This window comes from Collinsella aerofaciens, from assembly GCF_028209885.1.
Classification (GTDB): domain Bacteria; phylum Actinomycetota; class Coriobacteriia; order Coriobacteriales; family Coriobacteriaceae; genus Collinsella; species Collinsella aerofaciens_BA.
Genome location: NZ_JAQLEM010000017.1, coordinates 1 through 19835 on the forward strand (window position 1 = coordinate 1; position 19835 = coordinate 19835).

The following is a 19835-nucleotide window of genomic DNA, read 5'->3' on the forward strand; positions in this document are numbered from 1 at the left end:
TAAAGCCGTTTGTCTCCACCCGCGTAGCGGGTGGTTTAAAGCTGGCCGCTGCGCGGCCAGCAGACTAAAGTCTTGAAACAAAAGGCCCCGGCTCGCGATGGAGCCGGGGCCAAAGGCGCAGCGTATGTAGTTGATGTTGAGCGCGAACGGCCCGTCAACAATGGCCGTCCACGCTCTACCCTACCCGCGGCGACGGACGCGGCTGTAGGGCGTATCCACCATGGGCAGATCGGGACGCAGCATGCCGTCAAACGCGCGGTAGGCGTTCTGTACGGCGGGCGCCGTGGGGATCGTTGCGATCTCGCCGATGCCCTTGCCGCCGTATGCCACGGGCAGCAGCTCGTCCTTCTCCACGTAGATGGCATGGATATCCGGAATCTCGGGCGCACGGAACAGTCCGAGCGTGCCGTAGCTTGCCTGGGGCACGCAGTCCTTGAGCGGCCAGTCCTCGGTAAGCGCATAGCCCATACCCATGAGCACGCCGCCTTCGATCTGACCCTGGATGGAGATGGGGTTGACCACCTTGCCGGAATCGTGCGCGGCATAGACCTCGCTCACGCGACCGTCATCATCCAGAATAACCACATGCGTGGCAAAACCGTAGCAGATGTGGCTCTTGGGGTTGGGCACGTCGGCGCCCAGCTTGTCGGTCGGCTCCAGGTACACGTAGCCAAACTCGCATCCCTCGAGCGCCTTGATGGCGGTCGCGGGATCCTGAGGATGCATGCCCTGGCCGGCGACGAGTTCCTGTGTGCGCAGCTGATAGGCGCGACCGTCGTCGTACTCAATCTTGACGCCGTCGCCATGCGCGCTCACGGGAGCATCGGGTGCGGGCTTGCCGGCCTCGATGCCAACCATGGCATCGCGCAACAGGAAGGCGGCACCGCGCACGGCCTCGCCGGTCACGACCGTCTGACGCGAGCCGGACGTGGTGCCGGAGTCGGGAGCGTTCTCGGTGGAGCACTCGCCGTTGGCAATGCAGCGAAGCGGCAGGCCGCAGGCCTCGGCAACGTCCTGCAAAAAGACGGTGTTGCAGCCCTGACCGATGTCGGACGTGGCGGCATAGACCACGGCCACGCCGTTCTCGATGCGGATCTTGCAGCGGCCGGCATCGGGCAGGCCCACGCCCACGCCGGCGTTCTTCATGGCGCAGGCGATGCCGGCGTGTCCGGGATGCGCGTAGTAGGCATCCTTGACCTCGAGCAGCGTCTCCTTCAGCGCCGTGGAGCAGTCGGCAATCTGGCCGTTGGGCAGAACCTCGCCCGGCTCGATGGCGTTACGGTAGCGGATCTCCCACGGATCCAAGCCGACCTTCTCGGCCAGCAGGTCGATCAGGCTCTCGAGCGCAAACTCGGACTGGCAAACGCCAAAGCCGCGGTACGCACCGGCGGGCGGGTTGTTGGTGTAGTAGCCAAAACCGCGAATGTCGGTGTTCTGGTACTTGTAGGGGCCGACGGCGTGCGTACAGGCGCGCTCGAGCACCGGGCCGCACAGCGACGCGTAGGCGCCGGTATCAAAGTTAATCTCGCAATCCAGACCGGTAAAGTTGCCCTCGGCGTCGCAACCCAGCGTAAAGGTGCCGTCCATGGCATGACGCTTGGGATGAAAAGCAAGCGACTCGGCACGCGTGAGCTTGCACTTCACAGGACGCTGGAACTTATATGCGGCGAGCGCGGCCAGATGCTGAATGGACACGTCCTCCTTGCCGCCAAAGCCGCCACCTACGAGCATGGTCTCTACAACCACGCGCTCGGGTTCGCTATCCCAGCCAAACATGTGGGCGCACTCTTTGCGCGTATCGTAGGCACCCTGGTCGGTCGACTGCACCTTGACGCCGTTCTTGTACGGGAAGGCCACGGCGCACTCGGGCTCCAAGAAGGCATGCTCGGTAAAGGGCGTGGTAAAGCGCTGCGTCACGGTAAACGCGCTCTCTGCCAGCGCCTTGGCGGCGTCGCCACGCGTCACGTGACGGCTCTGGCACACGTTGTCCTTGAGCTCCACCGTGTTGCCAAAGGCAAAGAAGCTGTCGTGCAGGCGCGGGGCGTCGGCGGCCCTGGCCTCGGCGATGTTGCGCACGGGCTCCAGCGGCTCGTAATCAATCTTTACGAGCTTCTTGGCCTTCTCGAGCGTCGCCTCGTCCTCGGCGACCACCAGCACAATGGCATCACCCACGCAGCGGGTGATATCGCCCGCTGCGATCATGACGTCCCAGTCCTGGATAAGGTGGCCGACCTGGTTGACCGGCACGTCCTCGGCGCGCAGGATGCCCACCACACCGGGCAGGGCCTCGGCCTTGGAGGTGTCGATGGAGAGCACGCGGGCGCGCGGATACTTGGAGCGCACGGCGCTGGCATAGGTCAGACCCGGCTGATCGAGCTCGTCGATGTCGTCGGGATACTTGCCCTCGCCGAGCACCTTCTTGCACACGTCGATACGGAAGGCGCGCTTGCCCACGCCGTAGTCATCGCCGCGCTCCAGGTCCTCGTCGATCTGCTTTTCGCCGCGGAGCACCGCAGCTGCCAGCGAAATGCCCTCGATAATCTTTTTGTAGCCGGTGCAGCGGCAGACGTTACCACGAATGGCGTACTTGATCTGCTCCTCGGTGGGCTCGGGGTCCTCGGCGATGAGCGCCGCACCCGCCATGACCATGCCGGGGATGCAAAAGCCGCACTGCACGGCGCCCACGGCGCCAAAGGCGTACACAAAGGCCTCGCGCACGTCCTCGGGCAGGCCCTCGACGGTCACGATGTTGCGGCCGGCGGCAAGAGCGGTGGTCAGCACGCACGCCTTGACAGCCGCACCGTCCACATGGATGGTGCAGGTACCGCAGGCACCCTCGGAGCAGCCGTCCTTGGCGGAATGGATATGCAAGTCGTCGCGCAGGTAGCGCAGCAGCGGTTTGTTTTGGGTCGTCGTGCGCTCGACGCCGTTAACGGTAAAAGTGAATTCCTGTGCCATGGTGATTCCCTTCTACACGCCGGCGGCGATGCCGGTGCGGTCGTGGATGGCGCCATGAGGGCAGACGACGGCGCACATGCCGCACGACAGGCAGTCCACGCCGTCGATATGGGCGCAGTTGTCCTCGATGCGGATAGCGCCGGCAGGGCACTTTTTGGCGCACATACCGCAACCGATGCAGCTCGTGTCGCAGATCTTGCGCGCAATGGCGCCCTTATCGGTGTTGTTGCAGCGCACCAGAATGTTCTGGTAGCCGGGAACGAAGGCAATCACGCGCTGCGGGCACGCCATGCCGCACAGGCCACAGCCCGTGCACTTGGAGCGATCCACGCGGGCGATGCCATCGACCAGCGCAATGGCGCCGTGGGGGCAGGCCGCGACGCAAGCGCCACAGCCAATGCAGCCTTCGCTGCAGCGGGCGTCGCCGCCTGCGGAGGCGCAACCGCTTCCGCAGGCAACGTAGGCCACGTTATGTTGAATGGATTTGGCCATAAGAGACTCGCCTATTTCTTAAGAAGGTACGAATAGTTGTCGCGCACAGCCCTGATGGTCAGGCGGACGGCCTCGGGAAGACCGGTGTTGACGGCATCGACCGAGACGGTGCGGACCGTGCCGGCCACGCGGACCTTAAAGTGGTCCTCGTCCACCGCCAGGAAGCCCTCGTTCTCGGAGTTCTCCATGTCCTGCTCGCTCCAGAACAGGGTGAGCTTGTCCTTGTAGGGACGACCCTCCTGGTAGGGACAGAACACGGCGCAGTTGCCGCACTCGTTGCACATGCCGTCGACATGGACGACCTGATGCTTGGCCAGGCCCGGCACCTTAATGGCAACGTTGGCGCGGTTGGGGCACACGTCGCAGCAGACCTCGCACACCGAGCCGCAGCCCAGGCAGCGGGTCTTGGTGCAGTTGCGCTTGTCGCGGCACAGCGACCCCTTGCGCTCGTAGCAGGTGTCCTCGCGGCCGGCCTGCTCGTTACAGTCGGCGTACTTGTTAAAGTCCACGCCGGCGATGGCACGAGCGACCTCGGCGGCATCGGCGATGGCCTCGACCACGGTGGCAGGACCGCGGCGGCAGTCGCCCGCAGCCCAGACGCCCTCGACGCCGGTGGAGGTGGCGGCAAGGCGGCCGCGACGGTCGTGCTCGACGCCCGCGGCATCGTACAGGCTGGCATCGATGCCCTCGCCCACGGCGCAGATCACCGTGGTGGCGGGAAGCTCGATGGTCTCGCCCGTGGCGACGGGGCTGCGACGGCCGCTTGCATCCGGCTCGCCAAGCTCCATAACGTCGCAGGTCAGCACGGCGCCGTTGAGCGCCTTAGGTGCCAGCAGCTCGCAGAACTCAACGCCGTCGGCAAGAGCAAGATCGAGCTCTTCCTCGTCGGCGGGCATCTGCTTCTTGGTGCGGCGATACACCAGGCGCACGTTCTTCACGCCGGCCAGGCGCTTGGCCACGCGGGCCGCGTCCATGGCGGTGTTGCCGGCGCCAATGACCACGACGTCCTCGCCCAGCTCGAGCTTCTCGCCCTTCTTGGCGGCCTCGAGGAACTCCAGCACATCGAGCTCGGCGCCCTCGCCCAAGCCCGCAGAGCCGGGCATCCAGGCACCGGTGGCCACGACCACGTCGGTAAAGCCTTGAGCCTTGAGTTCGTCGATGGAATCCACGCGAGCGTTGAGCTGCACCTTGGCGCCAAAGGCTAGGCAGAGCTCGGCATCGTGGGAGATATCGTCGCTCGCGATGCGGAACTCGGGAATCACGTGACGGACCACGCCACCGAGCGAATCGCGGGCCTCAAAGATGGTGACGGGCACGCCGGCACGCGTCAGGAAGAACGCCGTCGCCAGGCCGGCCGGGCCGCCGCCGATAACGGCAACGTTGCGCTCGCCGTCGTTTGCGATGGCCTGGGCACGCAGCTTGGGCAGCACGGCGGTCATGGCCTCGCGGGCGGCCTTGAGCTTACTGGCGCGAATCTGGGCGCCCTCGGGCTCGTAGAACGCACGCTCGCAGGCACAGCCGCAGGGATGCGGGCAGATGGTGCCGGTAATGAACGGCAGAGCGTTGCGCTCGATGATGATGTTGAGCGCGTCCTCGTAGCGGCCCTCGTCAACAGCCGCCAGATAGGCGGGAATATCCTGCTGGATGGGGCAGCTCGTGCGGCACGGCGTGGTAAAGCAATCGGAAAGCGGGCTCTTGCCGGCGACCTTGCGGTCGGGCAGCGGGCGCAGCGGCTTCTTGTAGAGCGGATTGGCGAGCGAGTCGGTCTGGATCGCAGTCACGGCCTCGAGAGAGACGCCCGCGAACGGCTTGCCGTCCAGGTCGGTAAACTCGCCGGCCATCTGGCTAAAGCGCTCGTAGCCACCAGGCTTGAGCACGTCGGTCGCCAGGGTGACGGGCCAAATGCCGGCATCGTACAGGGCGCGGATGTTGTAGACCGTGGCACCGCCGGAGTAGCTGATGCGCAGTTTGCCATCAAACTGCTCGGTAATGCGGCGGGCAGCCTCGATGGTCAGCGAGAACAGCGAACGGCCGGACATGTACATCTCGGTGGAGGGTAGCTCGTTCCTCGTCACGTCGACGGGGAACGTGTTGGTCAGCTTGACGCCAAACTCCAGGCCGCGCTCGGCGCACAGGGCAATCAGGCGCTCGAACATAGGCACGGCATCGGCCCACTGCAGGTCCTCGCGGAAGTGCGTGTCATCGAAGACGATGTAGTCAAAGCCCAGCTCGTTGAGGCGCTGGCGAGCAAACTCATAGCCCAGCAGCGTGGGGTTGCACTTGATGTAGGTGTTGAGACCCTTCTCGGTAATCAGATAGGTCGCGATGCGCTCGATCTCCGCCGGCGGGCAGCCATGCAGGGTAGACTCGGTAATGGAGTTGGAGACGCGCGCCGGGATGGACTCGACAAACGCGGCATCGACATGCTCAAACTTGTCCAGGTTAGCGAGCGCCCACGTGCGGCACTCGTTCCAAACCTCGGAGCCGCTGGCGTCCTTCATGCCCTCAATGTACGCATCGACCTTGGGGCTCTTGATGCCCTCGAGGTCATAACCCACGGACATGTTGAAGACAAAGCCGTCCGGGCTGCCCAGGCCGTACTCGCGAGCGATCAGGTGGCAGGCAAACCATGCCTTCACGTACTCGGCAAAGGCCTGCGGAACCTCGAGCTCGGTCGACCACTCGCAGTTGTAGCACTCGTCCTGCGCCACGATGCAGGGCTTGTTCACACACTTGGAGAGCTCCTCGCCGTCCATAACCTGAACGGTCTTAAGCTCAAAGAAGCGGGAACCGGCCACATAAGAGGCCACGATGTTCTGGGCAAGCTGCGTGTTGGGACCGGCGGCCGGGCCAAACGGAGTCTCGATGCGCTCGTCAAAAATGGGAAGCGCGCCCTCCTGGTTGGTCGTGACCATCTTGCGCACGCCAAAGACGGCGCCCTGAGTCTTGTGCTCCTCGATGATCCAGTTCATCAGCTGCGAAAACGGGATCGGCCTCATGATGTCGCTCATAGTGAGCTCCTCTCTGTAACGCCCGGCGAGACCGCGCGGCGGGCGCAAATTCGGTGTAGCGCTAGCACAGCGCCGGCGACCCCGCGGAGGCCGCCTATGCGCGCGCCGGATGTGGCGAAACATCCGACGCGCGCGAATCTACTTGTGAATTAGTAGGTGCGATCGTTGAGCGTGCTCCAGAGCTTCTTGGACTCGGCCGTGGTCCACGCGTTGATCTTGTCCTCATCAATGCCAACGAACTCGCGATCCTTGTACAGGACGCGGCCGTTGATGATGGTGGTGCGGCAGTTTTTGCCCATCATGCCAAAGAGCATGTGGCCGTCGATATTCTCCTCGCTCAGCGGCGTAAAGGGCTTGTAGTCCATAACGATAACGTCGGCGGCAGCGCCGGCCTCTAGCACACCGAGCTTGCGATCGAAGTACTTGCTCGCCATCTTGGCGTTGTTCTCGAACAGCATCGTCATGGCCTCGCACCAGCCCACGTTGGGCATGGCGGCGTTGTGGCGCTGAATAATCAGGAAGACCTTAAGGCTCTCGAGCATATCGTGGGTGTAGGCGTCGGTGCCCATGCACACGGGGATGCCGCGGCGGAAGAACTCGAGCACGGGGGCGCAGCCCACGGCGTTGCCCATATTGGATTCGGGGTTGTTGACGAGCCAGGTGCCGGACTCCTTGACGATATCCATCTCGGCAGGCGTCACGTGGATGCAGTGGCCCAGCATGGTGTCGGGACCCAGCAGGTTGTGCTGCAGCAGGCGCTCGACCGGGCTGATGCCACCGCGGTTGAGGCGGGAATCCCACACGTCGTTCATGCCCTCGCACACATGGATGTGGAAGCCGGTCAAGCCGTTGTTGGCCTCGGCCATCTTGTCCATGGTCTCGTCCGACAGCGTAAAGGTGGCGTGACCGCCAAACATGGCGGCGATCATGTGGTTATCGTTATCGCGACGCTCCTTGGCGGCCCACTGGGCAAACTCGGCGTTCTCGGCAATGGCCTGGTCGCATTTTTCCTGGCCGCGGCGATCAGAGACCTCGTAGCACAGGCACGAACGCATGCCCAGCTCCTGAGTTGCGTCCTTAATGGTAAAGAGGCTTCCCGGGATTTCGCAGAAGCTCGCATGGTGATCGAAGATCGTGGTGACGCCGTCACGGATGGAGTCCAAAATCGTGGCATAGGTGCTGGCCTTGGTGCCGTCGAGCGTCAGGTTGTCGTCGATCTTCCACCACTGCTGCTCAAGATTCTCCAAGAAGTTGGTGGGGTTGCAGCCCTTAATGGCGAGGCCGCGGGCCAGACCCGAGTAGATGTGGGTGTGGCAGTTGATGAGTCCGGGCATGATGAGGTTGCCCTGGGCATCGACGTACTCGGCATCCGGGTACTTGGCCTTGAGCTCGCGCTCGGGGCCCACTTCGACGATCGTATCTCCGTCAATGGCGACCGCACCGTTTGGAATGAACGGGGTCTGAGCGTTGCGGGTAAAGACGGAACCGTTAGCGACCAGAAGCATAAATGCTCCCTTCAACATCAGAGGCGGGGTTTGACACCTCTGACATGGCGGAAGTGCGAAGCGCCGGCCTACACCGGAAACGGGCCCTCTCCCGTCAACGCTTCACCAAAGGGACAAGCCCTTTGAAGTGCGGCTTGGCGCCGCATGGCGTCGGCGGACGAGGCGATGCGTCCGCCGACGAATAGCACCGAATTGGTTACTTCTTGCTCTCGGGCAAGACCAGATCCACGGCAGCGTCCTTGGCAGCATCGATGTGCTGAGCCACGACCGGCGTCTGCGGAAGGATCAGGTTAAGGACAATGGCCATGATGGCGGTGGGGGTTACGGCATTGGAGCCGATGACGGTGGACACCCAGGCGGGCATACCCTCGCCGGCAAGGCAACCGCTGGCCATCCAGATACCCAGGCCAAAGACGACGGAGGTGCCGACGATGGTGGTAGTGCGCTGCGTGAGGCCCTCGCGGGTGAACATGCGCACGCCGTTCATGGTGATGGTGCCAAAGACGCCGACGGTCGCGCCGCCGATGACGGGCTGCGGGATAGCGGAAAGGACGGCAGAGAGCTGCGGGAACAGACCGGCGATGGCAAAGACGGCCGCAATGATCACAAAGACCCACTTGTTGACGACCTTGTTGGAGCAGATGATGCCCACGTTCTGGCCAAGGGCGCTGGTGGGAAGACCGCCCAGCAGGCCGCCGACCATAGAGGTGAGGCCCTGGGACACGATAGCGCCGGAGAGCTCGCGCTCGGTGGGCATACGGTCGATGGAGCCCAGGCAGGCGGCGGAGACGTCACCGATAACCTGGATGGCAACCATGGGGAACACGACGGCGAGGGTAATGCAGACCTCGGGATCAAACTCGAGCGCGTAGGGCATGAGCTTGGGAAGAGCGAAGACCTGAGCGGTGGCGACGCTGGAGAAGTCGATCATGCCAAAGGGGATGGAGACGATCATACCAACGATCATGCCAAAGAACACGGATCCCAACTTGAGCGTGCCCTTGCCAAAGTTGGCGAGCGCAAAGACCACGGCGAAGGTGATGAGAGCGACGCACCAGGCCTGCGGGGTGCCCCACAACGGCGTACCCATACCGCCGGCCATATACTTGACGGCCGTGGGATAGAGAGAGACGCCAATGGAGAAGATGACCGTACCGGTCACGACGGGCGGGAACAGCCACTTGATCTTGCTGTAGGCCAGACCAAAGAGGACCGCAACGGCGCCGCCGACGATCTCGCCGCCCAGCAGCGCACCAAAGCTAAAGCCCGAGGCACCCATGGCCTGCAGGGCCGGCAGGAACGCGAACGAAACGCCCATGACGATGGGCAGGCCGCCGCCGATGCGACGGAAGGGAGCGAAGGCCTGAAGGGCCGTGTCGATTGCCGAAAGAATGAGCGCAACCTGAATGATGTCGGTGCTCTGCTGGCTATTAAAGCCGTAGACGCCGGCCATGATGACCGCCGGGGTAATGATGCCGGCAAACGATGCCAGTACATGCTGAAGGGCACACGGGATCATTTCCTTAACGGGCGGCATGCCTTCGCGAGTGAACAGGGCTTCAGTGCCGTTCGTAACCGTCTCCTGGGTCATTTGACCACCAATCCTCGAAGTAGTTGTTTTCGCATCTAACGCTCTATTGTGACGCAGTGCGGGGTTGAGGTTGTGCCTTCGTTGCATATCGTATTAAAGATGATTCTCATTCTCAATAATAATTTTTTGTTATCAGACTATTCTTCAGCTGAGACAATGCATTTCCGCAGGTCAGGAATGTGTCTGTTCAAAATAACATCTAACTTTTCTTTTGGTCGACCGTTTACCGCCAAATTCCTACCGTTCGTCTCTATTACGTCATGTACCTGCGGATATACGAGATGGTGGGCAGCGTGTTACCATGATAAAAAATTGTTATGAACATTTCCGATTTCGCCCAAAGGAGTTGCCCGTGAACGAGACCGTACGTCGCTTTTTGCCGATGGTCGATTTTCTGGAGCAGATACTCGGCAAAAACAGCGAAATCGTGCTGCACGATTTCTCGGATCCCGACCACGCCATCGTCGATATTCGCAACGGCATCGTGAGCGGCCGCAAGGTCGGCGGTCCCGCCACCGATCTGGCACTCAAGATCATGCACGACGCCAAGTATCGCGACCTGCCGTTTATTACGGGCTACGAGGGGCGCGGTGCCGGCGGCAAGACGTTGGAGTCAGCGACGTACTTTATCCGCGAAAATGACGAGATCGTCGGTATGCTCTGCGTCAACACCGACCTCTCGACCGTGCGCTCCATCAACGCCATGGCGCAGCAGCTTATGGCCTGCTTTGACGCGGCGCCGACGCGCACGGAGCCCGCCTCTATCGAGGTCGAAAGCCTTTCGGAGTCCACACAGGAGCTCATCGACCGCAGCATTGCCGAGCTGCTGAGCGCTCGCGGGCTGGATGTGGCGTCGCTTGGTCAAAGCGACCGCGTGGACGTCATTCGCCACCTCAACGGCAACGGAGTGTTCATGCTCAAGGGCGCCGTAGCCTGCGCCGCCACCGCGCTGGGCATCTCGGAGCCCAGCGTCTACCGCTACCTGCAAAAAGTCCGCAAGGAAGGCTAACCCGCTGACTCCTTGGGGACGGAGGAAAACGGACCATTTTTGTCGCATCGCTTGACAAAAGACCCTGCAGCTCGCACGCGCTGCAGGGTCTTTTTGCATGTCATGTTTAGTTGTTGCCAACACCTTAGAGGGCGGCGACGACCTCGATCTCGACCAGACCGCCAGCCGGAAGGGCGGCAACCTGGAAGGCGCTGCGCGCGGGGAACGGGGCCTCGAACTCGGAGGCGTAGATCTCGTTCACGGCGGCGAAGTCGGCGATGTCGGCCAGGTAGACCGTGGTCTTGACGACATCGGCAAAGGTGGCGCCGGCAGCGGTCAGCAGGGCCTCGACATTGGCGAGGGACTGCTTGGCCTGGGCCTCGACGCCCTCGGGCATCTTGCCGGTCGCGGGGTCGATGCCCAGCTGGCCGGACAGGAACACCATGTTGCCGGCCTGGATACCGGGGGAATACGGGCCGATGGCGGCCGGTGCGTTATCGGAAGACACGACGGTCTTGCTCATGTTTTTCTCCTTACGATCAGATAGAGAGCGTGAGCGCGGCGTTCGCACCGGGAGGCACAATTCGGTCTGAACACCGCGCTTGATTGGGATAGTACTCAAGGTTTCCGTGCGATGCAAGAATATTATCAGCTTGCGAGAATATTTTATCGCCCAACGGTTTCTCCGAACCGCTGAACGGTTCTCATGTGGAGCAGCCAGTCCAAGCTGCTGAAGACTTTGTCCTGCTTAGGCTGCGGGCGTCGCCCACCGCAGCGACGCCACTATACTTTTGAATATCTGAGCATTTTGAAAGGCAGGATATGACCGCAACCGCCAGCCGAACCACTAACCGCAGGCCCGAGCTTTTAGCGCCCGCCGGAGGGCCCGAGCCCTTTGCCGCCGCACTCGCCGCGGGGGCAGACGCCATCTATTGCGGCATGGGCAGCTTCAACGCCCGCCGCAAGGCCACCAACTTTACCGACGAGGCCTTTGAGCAGGCCTGCCGCGCCGCACATCTAGCCGGGTCGCGCGTCTACGTCACGGTCAACATCGTCATCAAGCAGTCCGAGATGGGCGATGCGCTGCAACTCATCCATCGCTGTTCCACGCTGGGCGCCGACGCCTTCATCATCCAGGACTGGGGCCTGTTCTTTGAGGTCAAGCGCACCATGCCCGGCATCGAGACGCACATCTCGACCCAAGCAAACATCCACGACGACCGCGGAACGCTTTGGTGCCGCGAGCAGGGCGCCGACCGCGTGACTCTCTCGCGCGAGCTCTCCATCGACGAGATCGCCGCCATCCACGACGCCGCGCCCGATGTGGACCTTGAGGTCTTTAGCCACGGTGCCATCTGCTTTTGCTACTCGGGTCTGTGCCTGCTGTCGAGCTTTGCCATGGCTGGCCGCTCGGCCAACCGCGGCATGTGCGCCCAGCCCTGCCGCCTACCCTACGAGCTAATTGACGAGAACGGCCGCTCGCTCTCCCCTGCCGGTCGCGAGCGCGCGCTGTGCCCGCGCGACACCAACACTTCGCAGCTTGTTCGCCGTCTGTATGACGCCGGCGCCGCATCGCTCAAGCTCGAGGGCCGCATGAAGGCCCCCGATTACGTGTATTCCATCGTCGACGTGTATCGTCATCAGATTGATGACATGCTGGCCGATGTTTCGACCTCTAAGGATGAGGATGCGGCCCGCCAGCGACAGCTCAAGCGCTGCTTTAACCGCGACTTTACGCACGCCTATCAGGACGGCACCTCGGGCGATGAGATGATGAGCTATGAGCGTTCCAACAACCGCGGCCAGATCGTGGGCACGGTGCTGGGCAGCCGCCCGGCCAACCGCGATGTGCGCGGCCTTAAGCCCGACGACCGCCGTCGCCGCGCCGCCATCGCCCGCATTGAGCTGTTTGAGCCCGTGGGCAAGGGCGACCTGCTGGAGCTTCGCCACGACGATGAGTTCGACCAATTCCTGACCACCATCGCCGCCGATGATGCCGCCGCGGGCGACATCATCGAATGTCGCGTTCCCCGCAGCATGCCTGAGGGCTGCCGCGTCCGCGTGATTCGCAGTCAGCGTGCCATTGACGCCGCCGGCGCCGCGCTCAAGCGCGATGTGCTGCGCCGTCGCGCCGTGGATGTAACCGTCGTGGCACGTTTGGGTGAACCGTTTGCCGTCACGCTTACTTGCTGCGACGACCCATCGCTTACGGCCACGGGCACGGGCTTCACCGTCGAGGCCGCCAAGACCCGTGCCGTCGAGGCGGCAGACCTGGTTGAGCATGTGGGCCGCATGGGCTCCTCGCCCTTCGAGGCAGCGAGCTTTGATGTGGCGCTCGATAAGGGCTGCGGCATGGGCTTCTCCGCTGTGCACAAGGTGCGCGCCGCCGCCTGCAAGGCGCTGGAGGAGGCCATTCTGGCACCGTATGACGAGCGTGCCCGCACGCTCGAGCTGCCGGTGCTCGACAAATGTACGCGGCCCATGCCCGAGCACTACCGCGACGAGCCGCAGATCTGCGCCACCGTCACCTCGCTCGAGGCCGCCGAGGCAGCCCGCGCGGAGGGTGCAACGCGCATCTATATGACCACCGACGCGCTCGAGGCTGTCGGACTCTCCCCTGCCGATGCATTTGAGCAGGGTATCGTGCCCGTACTCGACGAGGTCTGCCGCGCCGTCGACCACGAGCGCGTCGATCCTTGGATCAATGCCGGAGCCACCGTCGCCGTCGGCAATATCTCCGAGCTCGCCGTAGCCGCTCATGCCGGCGCCACGGCCGAGATTCGCTCTTGCCTGCCGGTGCATAACACGCCCTGCATGGAGGCACTTGCCGAGCGCGGAGCCGGTGCGTTTTGGCTCTCGCCCGAGATCACGCTCGACGAGATCGTCTCGCTTGGCACCGCCGCGCCCGCAGCCCTGGGCATCACTGTGTTCGGCCGCCCGCGCGTTATGACGAGTGAGCACTGCATCCTGCAGGTGGCCAACGGCTGCATCCACGATTGCGCTAACTGCCGCCTGCGCGCCCGCAAGCTGTCACTCAAGAATATCGACGGCAAGGTCATGCCCGTACGCACCGACATCCATGGCCGCTCTCGCCTGTACGACGCCTACCCCATCGACCTCACGCCGCAGGTTCCTCAGCTGCTCGATGCCGGCGTGCGTCGTCTCATGGTAGACGGAACGCTGCTCGAGACAGATGAGGTGGGCCGTGCCGTCGCCCGCGTCCGTCGTGCCGTCGAAGCAGCACAGGCCGGCCGCAAGCCCGCCGCCCGCCTGCGCGGCGCCACCTCGGGCTGCATGTTTGTGGGAATTAGCTAACCGAAAGGCTTACACGTGAACGAAGAACCTCAAGTCCTTTACTGCGACGCCTGGCTCATGGCCATCGACAAGCCCGCCGGCATGATCGTCCACGGCGACGGCACCGGCGAGCGCACGCTCACCGACTACGCCAGCGACCTGCTGCTGGCGATGGGTGACGGCTTTGCCGCGACCGACATGCAGCCGCTCAACCGCCTGGACCGCAACACCACCGGCGTGGTGTTGTTTTCGCTCGACAAACAGACGCAGCCCGCCTTTGACCAAATGGTCATCGACCACGCCTTCGAAAAGCACTATCTGGCGCTGGCCGAGGGCAAGATCGACTGGAACGAGAAGCTCATCGACAAGCCCATCGCCCGCGACCGTCACGACAGCCGAAAGATGCGCGTCGGCGCCAGCGGCAAGCCGTCTCAAACGCGCGTCAAGGTGCTCAAACGTCTTAAGAGCCGTCGTGGCCTGCCCACGCGCTCGTATATCGATGTCGAGTTGCTCACCGGCCGCAAGCACCAAATCCGTGTGCATCTGGCGAGCGAGCGTCATCCCCTGGTTGGCGACGACCTGTACGGAACGCCGCGCCCCTGCGGCCTGATGCTCCACGCCCACAGCGTGTCCTTCACGCATCCCGTAACCGGCGAGCATATCTATATCGAAGCCCCCTGCCCCTGGGAGCCCTAAACCACCACAATGGGGACAGGCACCTTTGTGGTAGTTTTGCCGCAATGGCTCAGCCGCGGTCCCAAAACGTCTCGATCTGTAACAGTTAGAACCCATTTTCCGGTCTATTTGTTATAGATCGAGACATTCGAATCCCTCTCAAGGAAAAATCTCAATCTGTAACAATAACTCGGCAAAATCGGTCCCAGATGTTACAGATTGAGACAAAGGGACGGTGCGGCTCGGAAGTATCTCGATCTGTAACACCTAGCCCACTTTTAGCGGTCCAGTTGTTACAGACTTAGACAAAACCGGTAGACAACGAAAGCGGCAACGCCCGTGATGGACGTTGCCGCTTTTCTATTGAGAAAACTACTCGGTTTCCGTTGCTAACCACCACAATGGGGACAGGCGCCTTCGCGGTGGTTTTGGCCTTAGCCCGTCCCCTGCTGTTAGACCGTGATGACGTTGTCCATTGCCCGGTACTTGGCGGGGACCTCGCCTGCGGTAATAATCGTTGCGTCGCGGAAGTCCGCGAACTTGACGGGCGCCACCATGCCAAATTTACTGGCGTCCGAGATTACGAAGCGCTTGGCTGTATGACGCATCGAGATGCGCTTTACTTGCGCTTCCTCGATATCGGGCGCCGTGAAGCCCTGCTCGGCGGCAATGCCGTTAGAGCCCCAAAAGCCACAGTTGAAGTTGTAGCGGTCTAAGGTTGCCAAGGCATCGGGGCCAACGAGCGCCTCGGTCTCGGGTTTGAGCTCGCCGCCCAGCACCACGGTACGCATGCCGCGCAAAGCAAGGTGCTGAGCATGGAGCACGGAATCGGTCACATAGGTGACATCTTCAAGGTGCGGAAGATGCTCGATGAGCCTGAGCGTCGTCGAGCCCGAGTCGATGTATACAAAGCTCTCGGGCTCCACAAGCGCCGCCGCACGGGCGCAGATACGCTCCTTGTCGTCGTTATGGAGGTCGCTGCGCTCATTAATCGTTAGGTCGCGCGTCACGTGCGCGCGCTCAAGACTCGTCGCTCCACCGTGGACCTTGGCGATGCGATGAACTCGGTCGAGCGTCTGCAGGTCTCGCCGAATGGTAGACGCCGTCACGCCCAGGGCTTCGGCAAGTTCCGGCACGGTAACCGAGCCGGCCTGCTGCACCATCGACACGATCGCGTTGAGCCTATCTTCCGCAAGCATCGCTTACTCCTCCTCGGGGTACACAACTCCCCATTCGGCGCGGAGCTTGGTCATAAGCTCCATAACATCAGAAGCATAATCCAGCAGCTCGCGCTTGGAGTCATCGCCGGCAACGGCCTTCTCAAGATCGGCCATCTCGTAGCACAGGGCGTAAGCCTCGGTGCCGGCGAGGACCTCCTCGCGGTGGCCGTCCGCAGTCCACACGATGGTCGCGTGATCGGCACGCGGATATTCGTTGACCTCGATGTAGCACTTATCGAAGCTGATGATCGAGCGCTTGGGCTGCTTGGAGTGGAGCGTAAGGCTCACGACGCCCAGCTGCTGTTCGGTATTACGGCATACGATGCCGCCCGCAACGTCCACGCCGGTCTCACAGGTGTTGCCCAGCGAAACGACCTCGGCGGGCTGGCTTGCCATAAAGAGGCGCATGACGGACAGGGCATACACGCCAATATCGAGCATGGCACCGCCAGCAAGGTTGCGATTGTAGAAACGATTGGTCAAATCGCCGTACTCCTTGTAGCTGCCAAAGTTGAGCTGAGCGAGGTTCATGCGGCCGAACTCGCCAGCATCCATGCGACGACGCAGCTCCTGATACAAGGGCATGTGAAGCACCGTGGTGGCGTCCATAAGGACGACGTTGTGCTCGTCGGCGATGGCACGCGCCTCGTCGAGCTCAGCGGAATTGAGGGTAATGGCCTTCTCGCAGAGCACGTGCTTACCAGCTGCCAGAGCGGCTCGCAGGTAGGTGATATGCGTGTTGTGCGGCGTGGTGATATAGACGGCGTCGATGTCCGGATCGGCGTAGAGGTCCTCGACCGTCTCGTACACCTTCTCGACGCCATACTGCTCGGCAAAAGCCTGGGCTTTGGAAAGCGTACGGTTGGCGACACCCGCGAGCTTGCGGCCGGCCAGCGCGAGGGACTGGGCCATTTGGTTGGCGATAACACCGCACCCGATCACTGCCCAGCGAAGCTCGGGAGCCGTAAAGATGTCGTTTGGGAACGGCTGATTCTGGACCGAGGCATACGCCGCCTTTGCGGCTGCCTCGGCGTCGAGCGGAGCCTGTTTGGAATCTGCCATGATGTGCCTCCTGAGTCATCGGAAGTTCTTCATTTCTAACAACCCTATAGTCGCACAATTGCGCGCGTATCTGCTCGTGTTTGCGTATTTATTTGCTTATCGGTCATTATTTAGCCATAGTTGGCAGATGTTTGCGCGGCTATGCGCATTATCGCGCAAGGCTATGCGCGTAAATGCGCATACGACGATCCTTGTGAAACATAAAGGGACGGAACACCAAAGCCCTAAAAGACAGACCCAGCTGTATTACTTCACCCCTCTGGGGGCATCAGACATCAAAGGATCGTCCCAAACTGCCGGCACATAGAGACTGCCCCCCCCCAACGACTGGTCATTTAAGTCTGTCCCCAATGAATGGTCGTCCCCAGCTGCCGACAGAAAATGAACGCCCCCAGGTGCCGGCATTTCAACGGCCACTCATTTAAGTCTGTCCCCAATGAGTATCCCCAATGAGTGGGGATAGAAAAAGGCCCGGGTGCCGTGGGGCATCCGGGCCTTTGCTAGCAACTTGATGTTGCGGGCAGCTTAGAACTTGTGGCCGCACTTCTTGCAGACGCGCAGCTTGTTCTTACCGTCCTTCTCGTGACCGACGCGGGTAACCTTACCGCACTCGGGGCAAACGAGATTGACGTTGGAGGCATCGATGGGAGCCTCCTGCGAAACGATGCCGCCCTGCTGGTTGGCAGCGTTGGGCTTGACGGCCTTCTTGACGACCGAAACGCCCTCGACAACGACCTTGTTCTCGGCGGGGAGAGCACGCAGGATAACGCCCTGCTTGCCGCGATCCTTGCCAGAGAGAACCTGGACCTTATCGCCCTTCTTGATATACATATATCTCCCCTAACTACAGGGTCTCGGGAGCGAGCGAGACGATCTTCATGTACTTCTTGTCACGAAGCTCGCGAGCGACGGGCCCGAAGATACGGGTGCCGACGGGCGAACCATCGTTGTTGATGACAACGCAAGCGTTCTCATCAAAGCGAATGTAGGAGCCATCCTTGCGGCGGATCTCCTTAACGGTGCGAACGACGACGCAACGGACAACGTCCTTCTTCTTGACGTTGGCGCCAGGGGTAGCCTCCTGGACAGCACCGATGAACACATCGCCGATGCCTGCATAACGACGCTTGGAACCGCCAAGCACCTTGATGCAGCGAATCTTGCGAGCGCCGGAGTTGTCGGCGACGTTCAGCATGGTTTGCATCTGAATCATGGTAGATGTTCCTCCGAACTAAGAACCGAAGAGAGGTGCGCAGCCTTTATACGGCCTGTGGTATGCAAGCCAGGCATACGCACATCTTCGGAAACGTACAAGTCGTAAGAGCGACTGCTTATTTAGCGCGCTCGACGACCTCGATGAGGCGCCAACGCTTCATCTTGGACATAGGACGGGTCTCCATAACGCGGACGGTATCGCCCACGCCAGCCGTGCACTCCTCGTCGTGAGCGTGCAGCTTCTTGGAGCTGGTCATCATCTTGCCGTACTTGGGGTGACGCTTGCGCTCGGTGATGGTGACAACAATGGTCTTGGCACCGGAGACAGAGGTAACGACACCCGTACGGACCTTACGCGAGTTACGCGAATCAGTCATGTTCTCTCCTTAGGTCCTACTCGGCGACAGCGGACTTCTCCGCTGCGATCTCGCGGGCGCGCTGCTCCGTGAGGACGCGAGCGATGTCCTTCTTCACGGTGTTGACGCGAGCGGTGTTGTCCAGCTGGCTGGTGGCCATCTGGAAACGAAGGTTAAAGAGCTCGGCGCGCATTTCCTTCAGCTTCTCAACGAGCTGAGCGTCCGAGAGCTCACGAATCTCTGCGGGCTTCATTAGTTCTCCTCCTTGGCGGCGGCGGCGTCCTCAGCAGCCCACTTGGCCTCGAGAGCGGCCTCCTCAGCCATCTCCTTCTCGATGCGCTGCTCAGCGTTCTTGGCAGCAACAATCTTGGTCTTGATGGGGAGCTTGTGCTGCGCAAGACGCAGAGCCTCGCGAGCGACCTCCTCGGGAACACCCTTGACCTCGAACATGATGCGGCCGGGCTTGACGACGGCCACCCACTCCTCGGGGTTACCCTTACCAGAACCCATGCGAGTCTCGGCAGGCTTCTTGGTGATGGGCTTATCGGGGAAGATCGTGATGTAGACACGACCGCCACGCTTCATGTAGCGGGTCATGGCAATACGAGCGGCCTCGATCTGACGGTTGGTGATCCAATGGGCCTCGAGAGCCTGGATACCAAACTCGCCGAAATGCAGCTCGGTATTACCCTTGGCCTGGCCCTTCATGGAGCCACGCTGCACCTTGCGGTGAAGAATACGCTTAGGGGCAAGCACTACTGACCCCTCCTCTCGGAGTTACGACGACGAGGACGGGAAGAGCCCTCGAGTGCAGGGTTGGGAACAGGCTGGCCCGGGAGCTTCTCGCCCAGGTAGATCCAGACCTTCACGCCGCAAGCGCCCATGGTGGTGCTGGCGACAGCCGTGCCGTAGTCGATCTTGGCACGGAGGGTGTGCAGAGGCACGCGACCCTCGCGGTACCACTCACGACGGCCCATCTCGGCACCGCCGAGACGACCGGAGCACTGGATACGGATGCCCTTAGCGCCAGCCTTGCGGGCGGACTGGACAGCCTTGCGCATAGCGCGACGGAAGGCAACGCGGCCCTCGAGCTGCTCAGCAATGGACTGAGCAACGAGGTTGGCGTCGAGCTCGGGGCGCTTGATCTCGACAACGTCGACGGAGAGCTGGCCCTTGGAGACGCCAGCAACCTTCTCGAGCTCGGTGCGGAGGGTATCGATCTCGGCACCCTTCTTACCGATGACAACGCCAGGGCGAGCGGTGAGGATGATGACCTTCACCTTGTCGCCAGCGCGCTCGATCTCGACGCGGGAGACAGCTGCGCGGGAAAGACGCTTCTCGAGGTACTTGCGGATCTCGAGATCGTTACCGAGGGTCTTAGCGTAATCCTTCTCTGCGAACCAGCGGGAGCGCCAGTTCTCGGTGATGCCAAGACGGAAGCCGGTGGGGTAGACTTTCTGACCCATAC

At 61.9% G+C, this 19835-nt stretch carries 16 protein-coding genes and 1 pseudogene; 3 read left to right on the plus strand and 14 right to left on the minus strand.

Annotation, left to right across the window (positions count from 1 at the left end; translation table 11 throughout):
• Positions 1-180: 180 nt before the first annotated feature.
• From xdh to PMX21_RS05715, 5 genes are all read right to left on the minus strand, one after another.
• Positions 181-2958 carry a selenium-dependent xanthine dehydrogenase gene (gene xdh, locus PMX21_RS05695; RefSeq protein WP_271758613.1) on the minus strand — a complete coding sequence of 926 codons (2778 nt, stop codon included), beginning with the start codon at positions 2956-2958 and terminating at the stop codon, positions 181-183.
• 12 nt (positions 2959-2970) lie between these two features.
• Positions 2971-3450 (minus strand): 4Fe-4S binding protein, encoded by a 480-nt coding sequence (locus PMX21_RS05700; protein WP_195364342.1) that lies wholly within the window; start codon positions 3448-3450, stop codon positions 2971-2973.
• A gap of 11 nt (positions 3451-3461) precedes the next feature.
• Entirely contained in the window at positions 3462-6461 is a 3000-nt protein-coding gene (gene ygfK, locus PMX21_RS05705) for a putative selenate reductase subunit YgfK (protein WP_271758615.1), read from the minus strand.
• Between the two features lie 149 nt (positions 6462-6610).
• A complete protein-coding gene (ssnA, locus tag PMX21_RS05710) occupies positions 6611-7966 on the minus strand; it encodes a putative aminohydrolase SsnA (RefSeq protein ID WP_271758617.1) in 1356 nt (451 codons plus the stop codon).
• A 196-nt stretch (positions 7967-8162) separates the two neighbouring features.
• The gene (locus PMX21_RS05715; RefSeq protein WP_055285183.1) at positions 8163-9557 is read right to left on the minus strand and encodes a uracil-xanthine permease family protein; all 1395 of its coding nucleotides are present in this window, start codon (positions 9555-9557) and stop codon (positions 8163-8165) included.
• Between the two features lie 352 nt (positions 9558-9909).
• Here PMX21_RS05715 and PMX21_RS05720 point away from each other — a divergent pair, with 352 nt between their 5' ends.
• Positions 9910-10566: a helix-turn-helix transcriptional regulator gene (locus PMX21_RS05720; protein WP_271758618.1), complete on the plus strand. Its 657-nt coding sequence runs from the start codon at positions 9910-9912 to the stop codon at positions 10564-10566.
• A gap of 124 nt (positions 10567-10690) precedes the next feature.
• On the opposite strand, the gene PMX21_RS05725 is transcribed toward PMX21_RS05720, so the two are convergent.
• A complete protein-coding gene (locus PMX21_RS05725) occupies positions 10691-11068 on the minus strand; it encodes a RidA family protein (RefSeq protein ID WP_271758620.1) in 378 nt (125 codons plus the stop codon).
• Between the two features lie 299 nt (positions 11069-11367).
• Between PMX21_RS05725 and PMX21_RS05730 the strand changes: the two genes are divergently transcribed.
• Together PMX21_RS05730 and PMX21_RS05735 are read left to right on the plus strand one after the other, a co-directional pair.
• Complete coding sequence (locus PMX21_RS05730) at positions 11368-13860, plus strand: peptidase U32 family protein (RefSeq protein ID WP_271758622.1); 2493 nt, start codon at positions 11368-11370, stop codon at positions 13858-13860.
• A 15-nt stretch (positions 13861-13875) separates the two neighbouring features.
• The gene (locus PMX21_RS05735) at positions 13876-14535 is read left to right on the plus strand and encodes an RluA family pseudouridine synthase (RefSeq protein WP_271758624.1); all 660 of its coding nucleotides are present in this window, start codon (positions 13876-13878) and stop codon (positions 14533-14535) included.
• A 431-nt stretch (positions 14536-14966) separates the two neighbouring features.
• On the opposite strand, the gene PMX21_RS05740 is transcribed toward PMX21_RS05735, so the two are convergent.
• The 8 genes and pseudogenes from PMX21_RS05740 to rpsC all read right to left on the minus strand — a co-directional run bounded on the left by PMX21_RS05740 (position 14967) and on the right by rpsC (position 19833).
• Positions 14967-15713, minus strand: coding sequence for a DeoR/GlpR family DNA-binding transcription regulator (locus PMX21_RS05740; RefSeq protein WP_271758626.1), 747 nt, complete (start codon positions 15711-15713; stop codon positions 14967-14969).
• Between the two features lie 3 nt (positions 15714-15716).
• On the minus strand, positions 15717-16796 hold the full coding sequence (locus PMX21_RS05745; protein WP_271758628.1) for a Gfo/Idh/MocA family protein: 1080 nt from the start codon (positions 16794-16796) through the stop codon (positions 15717-15719).
• A 525-nt stretch (positions 16797-17321) separates the two neighbouring features.
• Positions 17322-17627: a 50S ribosomal protein L24 gene (gene rplX / locus PMX21_RS05750; protein ID WP_099432059.1), complete on the minus strand. Its 306-nt coding sequence runs from the start codon at positions 17625-17627 to the stop codon at positions 17322-17324.
• 13 nt (positions 17628-17640) lie between these two features.
• A complete protein-coding gene (gene rplN / locus PMX21_RS05755; RefSeq protein WP_006235041.1) occupies positions 17641-18009 on the minus strand; it encodes a 50S ribosomal protein L14 in 369 nt (122 codons plus the stop codon).
• 118 nt (positions 18010-18127) lie between these two features.
• Entirely contained in the window at positions 18128-18388 is a 261-nt protein-coding gene (gene rpsQ / locus PMX21_RS05760; RefSeq protein WP_006235040.1) for a 30S ribosomal protein S17, read from the minus strand.
• Between the two features lie 16 nt (positions 18389-18404).
• Positions 18405-18620 carry a 50S ribosomal protein L29 gene (rpmC, locus tag PMX21_RS05765; protein ID WP_006235039.1) on the minus strand — a complete coding sequence of 72 codons (216 nt, stop codon included), beginning with the start codon at positions 18618-18620 and terminating at the stop codon, positions 18405-18407.
• Between the two features lie 86 nt (positions 18621-18706).
• Positions 18707-19123, minus strand: a pseudogene (gene rplP / locus PMX21_RS05770) (50S ribosomal protein L16); the annotation flags it as partial.
• Entirely contained in the window at positions 19123-19833 is a 711-nt protein-coding gene (rpsC, locus tag PMX21_RS05775; RefSeq protein WP_006235037.1) for a 30S ribosomal protein S3, read from the minus strand. The gene rpsC and the pseudogene rplP, both read right to left, overlap by 1 nt.
• Positions 19834-19835 lie beyond the last annotated feature (2 nt).

Excerpts from the sequence above, each read along its gene's own strand:
- rplX (WP_099432059.1), bottom strand. The coding sequence starts at position 17,627 with ATGTATATCAAGAAGGGCGATAAGGTCCAGGTTCTCTCTGGCAAGGAT.
- rpmC (WP_006235039.1), bottom strand. The coding sequence starts at position 18,620 with ATGAAGCCCGCAGAGATTCGTGAGCTCTCGGACGCTCAGCTCGTTGAG.
- PMX21_RS05730 (WP_271758622.1), top strand. The coding sequence starts at position 11,368 with ATGACCGCAACCGCCAGCCGAACCACTAACCGCAGGCCCGAGCTTTTA.
- PMX21_RS05725 (WP_271758620.1), bottom strand. The coding sequence starts at position 11,068 with ATGAGCAAGACCGTCGTGTCTTCCGATAACGCACCGGCCGCCATCGGC.
- PMX21_RS05700 (WP_195364342.1), bottom strand. The coding sequence starts at position 3,450 with ATGGCCAAATCCATTCAACATAACGTGGCCTACGTTGCCTGCGGAAGC.
- PMX21_RS05745 (WP_271758628.1), bottom strand. The coding sequence starts at position 16,796 with ATGGCAGATTCCAAACAGGCTCCGCTCGACGCCGAGGCAGCCGCAAAG.
- PMX21_RS05715 (WP_055285183.1), bottom strand. The coding sequence starts at position 9,557 with ATGACCCAGGAGACGGTTACGAACGGCACTGAAGCCCTGTTCACTCGC.
- xdh (WP_271758613.1), bottom strand. The coding sequence starts at position 2,958 with ATGGCACAGGAATTCACTTTTACCGTTAACGGCGTCGAGCGCACGACG.
- rpsC (WP_006235037.1), bottom strand. The coding sequence starts at position 19,833 with ATGGGTCAGAAAGTCTACCCCACCGGCTTCCGTCTTGGCATCACCGAG.
- ygfK (WP_271758615.1), bottom strand. The coding sequence starts at position 6,461 with ATGAGCGACATCATGAGGCCGATCCCGTTTTCGCAGCTGATGAACTGG.
- PMX21_RS05740 (WP_271758626.1), bottom strand. The coding sequence starts at position 15,713 with ATGCTTGCGGAAGATAGGCTCAACGCGATCGTGTCGATGGTGCAGCAG.
- rpsQ (WP_006235040.1), bottom strand. The coding sequence starts at position 18,388 with ATGACTGATTCGCGTAACTCGCGTAAGGTCCGTACGGGTGTCGTTACC.
- rplN (WP_006235041.1), bottom strand. The coding sequence starts at position 18,009 with ATGATTCAGATGCAAACCATGCTGAACGTCGCCGACAACTCCGGCGCT.
- ssnA (WP_271758617.1), bottom strand. The coding sequence starts at position 7,966 with ATGCTTCTGGTCGCTAACGGTTCCGTCTTTACCCGCAACGCTCAGACC.